The following is a 13,525-nucleotide window of genomic DNA, read 5'->3' on the forward strand; positions in this document are numbered from 1 at the left end:
CATAGCCAATGGCTATTGTTAAATAACAATTAATCAATTTTACGTTTATGTGACAATCTCCTACACTGGGTCCCATACAACATTTGTCAAAGAAACACATCGACATTCGTGTTCTTATCGGCATCCGTATTGGTTACACCCATGCATCACAAAAGGAACAAAATGGCAAAGCTCACCACCGCTGCCGGCGCTCCAGTCGCCGATAATCAAAATATCCAGACGGCAGGTCCTCGTGGTCCCGCACTGCTGCAAGACGTTTGGCTGCTCGAAAAACTGGCTCACTTTGATCGTGAAGTCATCCCGGAACGCCGCATGCACGCCAAAGGCGCAGGCGCCTACGGTACTTTCACCGTCACTCATGACATCAGCCAGTTCACGCGCGCAAAGCTCTTTTCACAGATCGGCAAGAAAACCGACATATTCATGCGTTTCTCCACCGTGGCCGGTGAACGTGGCGCCGCTGACGCAGAGCGCGACATTCGCGGCGTGGCCATGAAGTTTTATACCGAGGAAGGAAACTGGGACCTGGTCGGCAACAACACGCCGGTGTTCTTTTTCCGCGACCCACTGAAGTTTCCCGACCTGAATCACGCCGTAAAGCGCGACCCGCGCACCGGCATGCGCAGTGCGCAAAATAATTGGGAATTCTGGACAGGCCTGCCCGAAGCACTGCATCAGATAACCATCGTCATGAGCGACCGCGGAATCCCCATGGGCTTTCGCAACATGCACCTGTTCGGCAGCCACACCTTCAGCTTCATCAACGCCAATAATGAACGCTATTGGGTCAAGTTCACCTTCAAGACGCAGCAGGGAATCAAGAATCTTACCGATGCAGAGGCGACCCAGGTTGTCGGGCGCGATCGCGAAAGCTCGCAGCGCGATCTGTTCGATGCCATCGAACGCAACGACTTTCCCCGGTGGACCATGTATGTACAGATCATGCCGGAAAACGATGCCTCCACGTATCACTTGAATCCGTTCGACCTGACCAAAGTCTGGCCTCACGGCGACTACCCTCTGATCGAGGTCGGAACACTGGAGCTGAATCGCAATCCTGAGAACTTCTTCGCTGAAGTGGAACAGGCGGCATTCACACCGGCCAATGTCGTGCCTGGTATCAGCTTTTCCCCAGACAAAATGCTGCAAGCCAGGCTGTTCTCGTATGGTGACGCGCAACGCTACCGTCTGGGCGTCAACCACCATCAAATCCCGGTGAACGCACCCAAGTGTCCGTTCCATAGCTATCACCGCGACGGTGCGATGCGTGTGGACGGCAACCACGGCCGCATCACGGGCAATGAACCCAATACACAGGGCGAATGGCAGGAACAACCGGACTACCGCGAACCGCCGCTGTCCATCCAGGGTGCCGCCGATCATTGGAATCATCGCGAAGACACCGACTACTTTTCGCAACCGGGCGACTTGTTCCGCTTGATGGATGATGAGCAGAAACAAGCCCTGTTCGATAACACCGCACGCGCGATCTCGGGTGCTTCCAGAGACGTTCAGGAACGCCATATAAGCCACTGCACCCAAGCCGATCCAGCCTATGGCGCCGGTGTAGCCGCCGCCATCTTCGCCCTGGCGTAAGCCTCGGGCGGTAGTTGAATCACTGCACCGGCGACTGCCGGTGCAGTGACACCTTAACGAGCCCGGCGATTCGCCAAAGCCACGGACCACAAACTATGGCTGCAACGCGAACATGCCGATTCCTGATGCGCGTTTAGCGACTGAGTATGCCCACAGTTGTTACAGGCGTAAAGCCCATCGGCGGGCGCGTGACAGTGATCTTGCCGATGTTCTGGTGGCAGTACCGATAAGCCAGGCTGCACGAGATCATCGTCATAGAAGAAAAGACTGACATCGCCATCGATTTCCAGAATTCCCATTCTGACCTGACCCAGGTGTTCAACGCCCTGTTGACGCAACTCCATGAAGAACTCGTCTTCCGATATATTGAGCCTGGTCAGGTTATCGATCTCATAACGACCGTCACGGATCAGCGTTACCGGCGAGCCGTCCATCCATGCGGCAAGGCGAGAGCTTCGGGTCATCAGATAAGTAGTAGTTCGGTACAACAGCAACAAAACCACGAAGACTGTCGCCACTGGCGCGATAGGAACATCGTCGTAGAATGTGACGTCGCCGGCGGCGGAACCCAGCGTCAAAATAACGACCAGCTCGAACACCGATAATTGGCGTATGCCCCGCCGACCTGATACCTTTAGAAAAAGGAATACCAGCAAATACGCGATGAATACCCGTAAAGCGACTTCGGCCAAAAAAACAAGCGGGAGTTTATCAAGAAACATTCGGTGCCAGTCGAAAGCGTTCATTGATGCAATCCGATCAAGTTGTTATTGTGCAGATCAGGGTCGGTCAGTTTACAGATACGACTTGCCATCAAGGTAAGCCTTGCGCCAACGCGTAATCACGGTACGCTCGAACAGACCGCCAACGGCAAACGGATCAGCATTCACGAAGTCTTCGGCCTCGGCTCGCGTTTCAAGATTCACAATATAGACGCTGCCGGTGCCGCCCGTACCATCATCTTCCAGCTTGGCCCCGCAAGCCAGCAACAGCTCTTTATTGTCTTCCAGATAGTCAAGATGTTTGTCGCGCAAGGCCTGGCGCAGGGCTTGAGTATGTGGCTTGTCAAAGGTTTCAATCAGGTATGGCATGATGGTTCCTCGTGGATATTTATGTTTACACTGTCCGGCGTCTGCGCCAATAGTAGTACGCTTTTCATCAACCTAGCCACATGCTGCCATGACCCTTCGCTCTCACGAACCCATCATCGCCATCGCAACCGCTCCCGGGCACGGCGGGATAGGCGTCGTACGTATATCGGCCAGCGATATAGATCCCTTGCTGGCCCGACTGTTTACGGTTCAGCTCAAGCCTCGCCACGCTCACTACCTGCCGTTTAACGACAAGAACGGCAATGCCATCGATGCCGGCATTGCACTGCTCTTCAAGGGCCCTCATTCCTACACGGGCGAAGACGTACTTGAATTGCAAGGCCACGGCGGACCCGCGGTACTGCGACGCGTGCTTGACCATTGCCTTGAGGTCGGAAAGGAATATGGCTTGCGCCATGCGGAACCCGGCGAGTTCACGCAACGCGCATTCCTCAACGAACGCCTGGACCTGGCGCAGGCAGAAGCCGTGGCCGACCTCATCGATGCTTCATCGGCCGCCGCCGCGCGCAGTGCCATGGCTTCGCTCAGTGGTGCCTTTTCAAGCCGCGTCAACGCGCTGGGAGATCGAATTGTCCGCTTGCGCATATTGGTCGAGGCAACACTGGACTTTCCCGAGGAAGAAATCGACTTCCTTGAAAAGTACCAAGCCCATGCCACACTGCAAGATATCCAGTCCGACCTGACTGCGCTGATAGCGCTGGCCAAGCAAGGCATGATCCTGCGTGAGGGCTTGCATGTCGTGCTGGCGGGCCAGCCCAATGTCGGCAAATCCAGCTTGCTGAATGCACTGGCCGGCGACGACATTGCCATCGTCACGCCGGTCGCCGGTACAACGCGCGACAAAGTCATTCAGCAGATCCACATACAAGGGGTACCGCTGCATATTGTCGATACGGCAGGCCTGCGGGAAACTGAAGACACTGTTGAAAGCATAGGCATAGCACGTACCTGGGCCGAACTGGAAAAGGCGAATGTCATCATTCACCTGCAGGATGCGCGTGCCCGGAACGACGAACTCGATACCGCCATTACCAATCGTCTTCCTGCGCAAACACCGGTGCTCAAGGTGTTCAATAAAATCGATTTGCTCGACACCGCCGCGCAAGCAGAGTTCCTGTCTTCGCCGGATATGGATATACCGTCCGGCGACGGTCGCTCAGCGCCGGAAGTGCATGCTGCGGCAGCTGCCCCTGGCCTGGCACTGGGTATCTCCGCCAAGACGGGCGACGGCCTTGATATGCTGCGCCAGAAGCTGCTGGATATTGCTGGCTGGAGCCCCACCAGCGAATCCCCCTGGCTCGCACGGGAACGCCACCTGAAGGCGCTGGACAGCGCCGGTAACCATATGGCGCTGGCCGTCGAACACGCCAGCCAGAACGACCGCGTACTCGACCTATTCGCGGAAGAACTCCGCCTGGCTCATGAAGATCTCTGCGCCATCACCGGTCAATTCACCAGCGATGATTTGCTGGGCGAGATATTTTCGAGCTTTTGTATTGGGAAGTGAGGTGGATTTCACCCGGCACAAGCTCTCCATGATTGCCAGCGTCACCAACCAGGGCAAGGCGCGCTGGATGATCATTGATGAGGCGTTCAATTCGGACAAGCTGATCGAGTTTCTAGAGGCGCTTATTAAGGATGCGGGCGAGAAAGTATTCCTGATTCTGGACAACCTGCGCGTGCATCAAGGCCGAATCAATAAACTGGAGTAATGTGGCTAACACGGCGTCAAGCCTAAACTGCAACTCCAAGCTACCGTACATGACCACCTCCACCGAGTCCATCGCCCAACAACTGGCCGCTCTGGGTACTTCCAGCACATTTGCCACGCGCTTCGCCATCGCCGCCGATCCGCAGTTGCATGTGGAAGGCGTGGGAGACATCCCCTTACCCATCGGACTGCAAACAGCCCATCTCCTGTGCGCGGCAGCACAGCCCGCACACCATGGCTATAAAGACCAAACCCGGTTGGATCCACGGGTACGCGACACTTGGGAAATTCCAGCCGAGAGCCTGCGCTTCACTTCGCCCGAATGGACGGCCGTGCTTGATCGCGCATTGCTGCGCATCGGCCGCGAGCTTGGGGTGCCATCACCCGATTCACTGCGCGCAGACCTGCACAACTTATTGATCTATGCACCTGGGCAATTCTTCGCGGTGCATCAGGATTCGGAGAAGGCCGACGGCATGCTGGGCACGCTGGTGATCACGCTGCCATCGAGCTTCACTGGTGGTGAGTTCGTGGTGTCGCATCTGGGTCAGACGGTGCGTGCACGCGGTTCGCAAAATCGGCTCGGCATGGTGGCCTTCTATGCCGATTGCCATCACGAGGTACGCCCAGTCAAGCAAGGCTACCGGGTTGTGCTGACCTATAACCTAATCGCACAGGGGGCCACCCGCACAAGCGAATTGCCACAACAAGCTGTCACTACATTGGCAAGCGAACTCCACCGTTTCTGGCAAACCCCCGCACCACCACGATGGGATGGCGATACCCACACAGAACCACCGGATAGATTGGTGTATCTGCTCGACCACCAATACACCCCCAGCGGCTTGTCGTGGCAGCGTATCAAAGGCGTGGATGTTCAACGCGCAGCGGCATTGCTGGCCGCCGCCAGACAACTGGACGCAGAGATATTCCTGACATTGGCGGATGTGCACGAAACCTGGTCAGCCGAAGACGACTATCAGCAGCATGGTTATTGGAGCGATGAGCAGGAAGATGAAGACGACAGGTTCGACCACAATGAGGATCATCCCGCACTGGGTGATCTGATCGACAGCGAAGTTGAACTGCGCCACTGGCTTGCTCCGGATGGCAGCAAACGTGAAGACATCAGTTTTGCCAGTGAGGCAGAGCTGTGCATGAATCGCCTGTCGGTTGATTGTGCGCCGTTCCAGTCCGAGCACGAAGGCTATATGGGCAATTACGGCAATACCGTCGATCGTTGGTACCATCGCGCCGCCGTAGTGCTATGGCCACGTGAACGCGCCTTTGTCATTCGGGCACGGCAGACACCTGCTTGGGCTATCGCTCGGATTGCCGAATGGCTCGATGCTGGCGACACTCTTCAGGCCCATGCACGTGCCCAGTCATTGCTGCCATTTTGGGAACAGGCAAGAAGCGTCGCCGATCCCGACGTACTATTCACCGCGACGCTGCCCGTCGCGGCCAGACTCGACGACGCAGAGATCGCTGCTGGTCTGTTGTCACCCTTTGCACTGTCGCAACTGACTGCACAGCAGGCTCCCTGGCTGTGGCAATTGCTCGAACGCCACGGTCAGGCATGGTGTGCCGAACGTGTCCAGCAGTGGACCGGAACGCACCAGGCAGACACGCGTCAACTGGCCTGGATGGCGCAGGAACTACCTGCTCTGGCACAATCCTCTTGCACGAGTACCAACGCCGTGGCCCTGATTGCCGGCCTGATGCAACAGCGCTGGGATTGGTTGTGTTGGCATATTGCGCAAGTACAGAAGTATCACCAGCGCAGTACGATAGTTTCAACCTTAACTGACACCAGCGCCGCATGGCTGGGCCTGCTTCGCGCCAGCCAAGTCACTGGTTGCTCTGCGTTCACCGAGCAAATCATCGCCATGCTGCGCACGAACGACATACCGCTGGAAGTCCCGCTGCAAGTTTTACATCAGGCCCAGAAAATAAAGAATCTCGAAGGGCTGCATATTTCAGTTCTCTACAGTCATTGCACGCACGCGCTCGAAACCTGCCTGGCAAAGCCAAAGCGCGATGCAACCGACTGGTCGATCACACCGCCGTCCGAACATGGGAGACTCGACGATCTTGCTGCACCCTTGCTGGCCTTTCTAGCCTCCCCACAACAGCAACGGCTCGAATGGCCCTTGGCTCAAGCCAGACGTCAGTTGATCCACCAGTTCATCGACCGTCATGAGCTGCCGATACGGCATGAAACCCGCCGCACGGGCAGGCCTTACACATTGGTACTGGAAAAGACCCTTGCTCTGTTCGAGCGTGACGCTGCCGATCGCCAGCAATGGAAAAAAGACTTGGCCTGGTTGCGACGTACGCAGGCACAGCCAACGTGAAACTGGAAGGTGACGAACTCGTCTACGCTTAACAATCCGATCCAGGCCTGCTACGGAACTGAGCGTCCAACCGCCAGGATGCGGCTTCCTGAACGCGTATCTGCGCCTTGACCATGACGGAAATCAGGCCCGGTTACGCGCGATGACGTCTGCTGCCGTCAAGGGCTTGTATGACGAGTCCGGCGGCGCCCAGGCATGGGTGAGTTCGGCCTTGAGCCGCTCGAAAGCAGCCGTTTCCCTGGTTTCTTTGTCGCGACGAATGAGGTCGCGCACATATTCGCTGACGTTCTCGTAGTCGCCTTGTTCGCCAACATTTGTGGCAACGAATTCGCTCAGAGGGCCACTGAGGCGCACTGTCACGGTGGTGGTGTTCGTGCGGGGCATGGTCAGCTTCTTGCCGTCTTGATGTCTTGATGTCTTGATGTCTTGATGTCTTGATGTCTTGATGTCTTGATGTCTTGATGTCTTGATGTCTTGATGTCTTCAATATATTCAATAATGAACACATCACCAAGTCTGAGCGTTGCGGGACTGCGCGGATCATGCAGCCAATAGCTCCTTCTGTATTGGGAAATGATGCAACGCCCAGAGACTACCCCATCCGCCTGATACCCGCGATAAGAGGCGTCCCGGAATGGGGGTCTTGCAGAAGTACACAACTTACCCCGTACAGTTGCTCCACCAGTTCCGGAGTAACTACATCCCGCGGCTTGCCCTCGGCAACAATCCTGCCCTCATGCATGGCCACCAAGTGGTCGGCATAGCGGCATGCGCTGGATAAGTCATGAACCACCATCACGACCGTTTTTCCGGCTTCCGCCAATGCCCGGATAAGCTCGAATACCTCGATCTGGTGGCCCATGTCCAATGCCGACGTGGGCTCATCCAAAAACAATAATGGTGTGGCCTGGGCGATGGCCATGGCGATCCAGGCACGCTGGCGCTGCCCGCCAGACATGGACTCCAATGGACGATGAGCCAGATCATTGAGTTGAGTAGCGTCGAGCGCGGCTTGCACAATGTCACTGTCACGCTGCGACCACTGTCGCAAAACACCTTGGTGCGGCTGGCGTCCGAATTGAATCAACTCGGATACCGTGAGGCCGTCAGGTGCGCTTGCTCCTTGCGGCAGCAAGGCCAAATGGCGGGCCACTTCTTTGGACCGCAACGTGGCGATATCCTTGCCGTTTAGCAAGACTGAGCCCGCCGTTGGCTTGTGCAAACGCGACAAGCCGGCCAGCAAGGTGGATTTTCCGCAACCATTGGGGCCGACTATGGCAGTGACCTGGCCCTGCGGGATACGAAGGGACAGTTCCTTGATGATGGCAGTGTTGCCGTAATTCAGATCCAGGGACCGCGCTTCCATCTGCGCGTCACCGGCCGACGTGGCAACGAGCAAAGGCGAGGTAACACTCATTCAGTTCTCCGGGATGGCTGGCGCAGTAGAATCCAAAGCAAGTAGGGACCGCCCACCGCCGCCATTATTACGCCTACGGGTATTTCTATCGGGGCGAACAGACTGCGTCCCGCCCAATCGGCAACGAGCATAAGCAAAGCCCCAGCCAAACCAGCTCCCATAACGGCGACTCCCTGGTGACCCGCCAAATGTCGTGCTACTTCGGGCGCCGCCAAGGCTATCAGCCCGACCGGTCCGACAACCGCCACACCGAGCGCCGTTAGAATAACCGTAACAACCAAGGTATAGATTCGCACCCGACGCAGATTAATGCCCAGGCCCTGGGCCACCGCGTCGGAAAAACGCAGTACGTTCAACGCTCGTGCAAGATATTTTGCGCAGGGAACACAGACCAGCAGGCCCGCCATCAACACCCACACCGCCTCAGGTGGCCGGGCATTAAGGCTACCCACCGTCCAGGGATAAGCAAGATTGGCACTGTCGATGTGAGCGCGAGCCAGCATAAAATTCGTCAGCGCTCCAAACATGGCACCGACACCAATGCCCACGACGATAAAGCGGTAGCCGCGTGATCCCGCCGCGCCGCTCAAGCCGAATGCCAGCGCCGCGGCGACCGCCGCTCCCGACAGGGCCAGGGCCGACGGAGCCAAACTCGTAGGAACGGCCACGATAGACGCAACCGCAAAGGCTGTCGCGCCATCATCGATGCCAATGATGCCCGGCGTGGCAAGGCGGTTGCGCGCCAAGGTTTGCAATAGGCATCCCGCTACGCCAAGGGCGAAGCCAGTGGCCAGGCCGGCGATGAGCCGTGGCATGCGTAGTTCTTGTATCAGGAATACATGCATGGGGTCGCCCAGGCCAGCCGCATTAAAAAACACGCTGACCAGGCTCAGATCTTCGACGCCCCAAACGAGACTTAAGCCCGCCGTCACGATAAGGGCCGCGATCAATGCCAAGGCAGCGAAACTTCCCCGCCTGTGCACCAGAATCCGATATGAGCCTACCGTAAGCAGCCAATATCCCGCTGGCGTATTCTTATTCTGATTGAACATTGACGATGTTTTGTCTTGATGTATCACTTAAAGCCTTGGCAATCGATGGCTGCGGACAATGGCAATCAGGACAGGGGCCCCCACCATGGCAGTAACCACGCCCACCGGCAACTCGTACGGCTTTACCACGAGACGGGACACGGTATCGGCAAAAAGCAAAATGGCTGGACCGATAAGACAGGACAGACCCAATGTGCGACGGATGTCTGGACCGACAAAACGCCGTGCTACGAATGGCACGACCAGGCCCACGAATACGATGGGACCCGCGGCTGCGGTGGCGGTACCCACCAGGATGGCCACGCTTACCAGCGCCCATAAACGCGTCAGTTTTGGATGGTGCCCCAAGCCGGTTGCTACATGCTCGCCAAGGGCCAGCGCCGCCAAGGGCCGTATGGCTGGAAGCAGCAATAACAAGCCCAACACCACCCCCGGGAGACTCCAGATCAGCGTTTCGACCGAGCGTCCTCCCAGGGCACCTATAATCCAGAATCTGATTTCGTCGGCGCTTCGTTGGTCGTACAACAAAATAAGCGTACTCAGCGCGGTCAATATTCCCGAGAACGCGGCACCGGCCAGTACCAGCCTTACCGGGTCATCGCCCACATCGCGTATCTGGGTAACCAACAGCACCAGCATGCAGCCGGCCAGCGCGCCGCTTATGGCGACGCCCAGGTGCAAGGTTGCGGCGGCTCCGCCCATGCTGATGGCCAGCACGACCGCAAACGATGCGCCAGCGCTGACGCCGAGAAGCCCCGGTTCCGCCAGAGGATTTCGGGTGGCCGCCTGCAAAACAATTCCTGCTATGCCGAGCGCAGCGCCGACCAGGATCGCCAATAGGGTGCGCGGTACCCGCAATTCCATCAGCATGAATCGTGCTTCGGCATCGCCCTGCCCCAATAGGCTAAGCCATATACGGGATGGCGCCACATCACCGGCCCCATACGTCAGGCTGGCCACAACGAGCAGCAGTAATACCGCTGCGCATTTCACCGCAACATGCGTGACAGAGGAGGGTCTATGCACGACTGCTGTCATTGCTGCAACAGCGTCTTTTCCACGTCATCGAGAATCTTGCCGGCCGCCAATAGCCCGGTTCCACTCGTCCATACCTGCCCATTAACGACGTTGACGCGATTCTCATCGACCGCGGTCAGGCGAACAAAAGCCGGCTGGCGGCGTGCTTCGGTCAGCGTTTTTTCGCCTTCCGCATTCAGCGTAGCCAGAAACAACCAGTCTGCGTCAATTTTTGCTAAATTCTCGAGGCTCAACACATCGCTATGAGGGCGATCGGTAAGGCTGGAAGCGATATCGGTGGCGGCAAGCCCCAGCTGCGACAGCAATTGGCCCGTGAAAACATGTGCCGACATGACCATTGGACCTTGTGGCATCCATCGCACCACCGAAACCGATTGATTTGCGGGCAACTTGGCCCGCAAGCCATCAATGCGTTTATCCAATTCGGAAAATCCCGACTTCAGTTCAGAATCTTTACCAAGGGCGGTGCCATAAATCGACACCGCGTCGCGCCAATCATCGGTGTTCTTGGCGGTCGGGACTATCGTAGGTGCCAACTTGCTGAGCTTCGCGTATATATCTTTACTTAAACCATTCGACGCCAGAATAAGATCGGGTTTTAGGCGCAATATGGCCTCCAGGTTGTATTCCCGGCTTGTTCCTACGATGCTGAATGGGCCAACCTTTTCCTGCAGATAATCGGACACAGTTTTACTGCCACGAGTCGCCACCCCGCCGACCGGCTGGACGCCCACTGCCAAAGCAGTGTCCAGTGCGCTTTCACTCAGCGTTATGACGCGCTGGGGCATGCCGGTTACTGACACGACCCCAAACTGGGTATCCACACTGCGTGCGCCCTGCTCCGCTGATGACACCGAACCCGTCGCCAGATAGACAAAGACCAACGCCAACATTGTGACGGCGGAAAAGATGTTCGGACGAAAAGATCGACATTTTTGACTATACAAAACCTGACTCCAGAGAAAGAGAATCCCTCTCCTGTGAGAGATGCGAATGAAAACGATTATCGATTTTACCAAATCTAACGGCGAGACAGATCCGATCCTGCTCCCTGTGGATAAGTACTATGAAGGTGGGCTGTGCACAGCATGTTGATGGCGCAGGCACAAGCTTGTAATTTTTCTGCGCCTCAAAAGTTGTGCCGAAACGATCCACTGCGAGAACAGAACTTGTCCTTGCCAAATAACGGCCGCAAGCCACTGTTTCAAAAATATATTTTGGAGTTGTGCTACTTATCCACAGACACCCATTAGTATTAGTCTCTATATATAAAAGAATAGTAAACAACTACAAGCAACTCCCTAAAGTCCTTCCATCCATCCATTTTTCTTTCACTCATACGAAGGTATACTGCTTGCAGTTTCGGAGCATTACGACACCAAGTTCCCCTTATGCACCTGGTACAACGACTCCCTGACAATCCGCTGGACATCATTGGCGATATCCACGGCGAATATTCCGCACTCCTGGCCTTGCTGGATCGCCTGGGCTACGACAAAAACGGACAACATCGCAAAGACCGGAAACTGGCTTTCGTAGGCGACCTGTGCGATCGCGGTCCCGATAGCCACAGCGTGATCCAATTGGTTCAGCACATGGTGCAGCAAAGGAATGCGCAAACTGTGCTGGGCAATCATGAGCTCAACTTGTTGACTGGCGACGTCAAGGATGGCTCTGGATGGTTTTTCGACGAACGCCACGATCGCGATATCAAAAACTATGCGCCGTTCCGGCGCACGCCGCCGGCGCAACGCGCTGCAATCATTGAGTTCCTGCAGGGCATGCCTATCGCCTTGCAACGGGATGACATACGGATCGTGCATGCGGCATGGACCACTCCCGCTATCGAGGCCGTCGGCGCCGTATCCATCGGCAATGTCGTCGAACAATTTCGTGTTTGGGACAACCTTGCACAATCCACGGCTGACGCGTCCGGCTTGTACCAACGCTATCTCGACGAAAAAGAATATTGGTCGGTGCAGCTCGAGGACGAGACCTCTCCCCCGCCATTCCTGCATTCGATTGCCGAATACGAAGCCACACAGCAGATGGTCAACCCCCTTAAGGTTCTGACCTCAGGCGTCGAACAAAAGGCCGCCACGCCCTTTTTTGCAGGCAACCGGTGGCGTTTTTCCGATCGGGTCAGCTGGTGGGATACCTATGAAGACGATATACCGGTCGTAATAGGCCATTATTGGCGCATGTACCGCATGCAGACCGGCCAGGCTTCTCCCAGGTACAGTCAACTGTTCAGGAACGTCGAATCAATGGCCTGGCATGGAAAGCGCGGCAACGTCTTTTGCGTGGATTTCTCTGTTGGCGCACGGTGGCGCGACCGAAAGGCAAATCGACCTCCAACCAAATCTCGCTTCAAACTTGCCGCCTTGCAGTGGCCGGAGAATCAAATCGTCTTCGACACTGGCGAGGTACTTCCAACTTTCCAGCATCCAGGACATCATGTATACACCGAAGGCTTTCGAACTTAACGACCCTGATTTGCAGCATCAGTTGATCCATGAATACCCTTTTGGCACGCTCGTGTCAGAAGGCAAGGACAAGCTTGCAGCCACACATTTGCCGTTTCTTCTCACTGCTGGTTCCCAGGGAAAGCGGCTGCTGCAAGCGCACATAGCCAAGAGCAACTCTGAGTTCTCTCAATTGCAGGACGGCACACCGGTGCTTGCCGTCTTCCATGGCCCTCAGGCGTACGTATCGCCGTCCTGGTACCCCTCCAAGGCCAGCACCCACGGGAAAGCTGTACCTACTTGGAATTATGTCGCCATCCACGTCCACGGGACGATGACGACCCAGACCGACCCAGCTTGGCTCCTGGAGCATCTAAGGCAGCAAACCGAGCGTTATGAGCGGAACCAGCCCAACCCATGGTCCATCGACGACGCGCCGCCTGACTATATCGATGCCATGCTGCGAGGCATTATTGGCCTTGAAATAACAATCACCTGTATCGAAGCCAAGCAAAAGCTGAGTCAAAACCGTTCACTTGTCGACCAGCAATCGGTGGCTGAGTCCTTGCGCCATGCGGATGGATCACCGTTGCAGCGAGCACTTAATGGCGAAATCTCCCGCCTTATGGACTCAAATACACTTGGTTGAATGGAATTTACATATGGTAACTATTTCGTAGCGGCTGATTAAGATTGCCATCGCTGTGGATAACTCCTAACAAGCCTGCATGTGCACAGGTTGTGGACTACGCGGGTACAACTCCAATTAAATCCCCA

At 56.2% G+C, this 13,525-nt stretch carries 12 protein-coding genes and 1 pseudogene; 6 read left to right on the plus strand and 7 right to left on the minus strand.

The features are described from left to right. Positions 1-162: 162 nt before the first annotated feature. The gene (locus CR159_RS18735; protein ID WP_102075480.1) at positions 163-1,596 is read left to right on the plus strand and encodes a catalase; all 1,434 of its coding nucleotides are present in this window, start codon (positions 163-165) and stop codon (positions 1,594-1,596) included. Positions 1,597-1,649: 53 nt separating this feature from the next. Here CR159_RS18735 and CR159_RS18740 read toward each other — a convergent pair whose 3' ends face one another. Both CR159_RS18740 and CR159_RS18745 read right to left on the minus strand, forming a co-directional pair. Continuing rightward, entirely contained in the window at positions 1,650-2,342 is a 693-nt protein-coding gene (locus tag CR159_RS18740; protein ID WP_102075481.1) for a DUF421 domain-containing protein, read from the minus strand. Between the two features lie 48 nt (positions 2,343-2,390). Continuing rightward, a complete protein-coding gene (locus CR159_RS18745; protein WP_102075482.1) occupies positions 2,391-2,687 on the minus strand; it encodes a YciI family protein in 297 nt (98 codons plus the stop codon). Positions 2,688-2,775: 88 nt separating this feature from the next. Between CR159_RS18745 and mnmE the strand changes: the two genes are divergently transcribed. From mnmE to CR159_RS18760, 3 genes and pseudogenes are all read left to right on the plus strand, one after another. Beyond that, complete coding sequence (gene mnmE / locus CR159_RS18750) at positions 2,776-4,215, plus strand: tRNA uridine-5-carboxymethylaminomethyl(34) synthesis GTPase MnmE (protein WP_102075483.1); 1,440 nt, start codon at positions 2,776-2,778, stop codon at positions 4,213-4,215. A gap of 10 nt (positions 4,216-4,225) precedes the next feature. Then, positions 4,226-4,402, plus strand: a pseudogene (locus CR159_RS18755) (transposase); the annotation flags it as partial. A 67-nt stretch (positions 4,403-4,469) separates the two neighbouring features. Beyond that, positions 4,470-6,776, plus strand: a complete 2,307-nt coding sequence (locus CR159_RS18760; RefSeq protein WP_102075484.1) for a 2OG-Fe(II) oxygenase — start codon at positions 4,470-4,472, stop codon at positions 6,774-6,776. Positions 6,777-6,899: 123 nt separating this feature from the next. Here the strand turns inward: CR159_RS18760 and CR159_RS18765 are convergent, their stop codons facing one another. From CR159_RS18765 to CR159_RS18785, 5 genes are all read right to left on the minus strand, one after another. Then, positions 6,900-7,160 (minus strand): ribbon-helix-helix domain-containing protein, encoded by a 261-nt coding sequence (locus tag CR159_RS18765; RefSeq protein ID WP_102075485.1) that lies wholly within the window; start codon positions 7,158-7,160, stop codon positions 6,900-6,902. A 208-nt stretch (positions 7,161-7,368) separates the two neighbouring features. Continuing rightward, positions 7,369-8,193: an ABC transporter ATP-binding protein gene (locus CR159_RS18770; protein ID WP_102075486.1), complete on the minus strand. Its 825-nt coding sequence runs from the start codon at positions 8,191-8,193 to the stop codon at positions 7,369-7,371. Then, on the minus strand, positions 8,190-9,245 hold the full coding sequence (locus tag CR159_RS18775) for a FecCD family ABC transporter permease (protein WP_102075487.1): 1,056 nt from the start codon (positions 9,243-9,245) through the stop codon (positions 8,190-8,192). Before CR159_RS18775 ends, CR159_RS18770 begins: the two co-directional genes overlap by 4 nt. 27 nt (positions 9,246-9,272) lie before the next feature. Next, a complete protein-coding gene (locus tag CR159_RS18780) occupies positions 9,273-10,271 on the minus strand; it encodes a FecCD family ABC transporter permease (RefSeq protein ID WP_199173370.1) in 999 nt (332 codons plus the stop codon). A gap of 8 nt (positions 10,272-10,279) precedes the next feature. Further along, complete coding sequence (locus tag CR159_RS18785; RefSeq protein WP_102075489.1) at positions 10,280-11,176, minus strand: ABC transporter substrate-binding protein; 897 nt, start codon at positions 11,174-11,176, stop codon at positions 10,280-10,282. A 498-nt stretch (positions 11,177-11,674) separates the two neighbouring features. Here CR159_RS18785 and CR159_RS18790 point away from each other — a divergent pair, with 498 nt between their 5' ends. Then, positions 11,675-12,769: a metallophosphoesterase gene (locus CR159_RS18790; protein WP_102075490.1), complete on the plus strand. Its 1,095-nt coding sequence runs from the start codon at positions 11,675-11,677 to the stop codon at positions 12,767-12,769. Next, the gene (locus CR159_RS18795) at positions 12,741-13,397 is read left to right on the plus strand and encodes an FMN-binding negative transcriptional regulator (RefSeq protein ID WP_102075491.1); all 657 of its coding nucleotides are present in this window, start codon (positions 12,741-12,743) and stop codon (positions 13,395-13,397) included. The genes CR159_RS18790 and CR159_RS18795 overlap by 29 nt, the downstream gene beginning before the upstream one ends. Positions 13,398-13,525: the final 128 nt, after the last annotated feature.

This window comes from Pollutimonas subterranea, from assembly GCF_002849655.1.
Lineage (GTDB): Bacteria > Pseudomonadota > Gammaproteobacteria > Burkholderiales > Burkholderiaceae_B > Pollutimonas > Pollutimonas subterranea.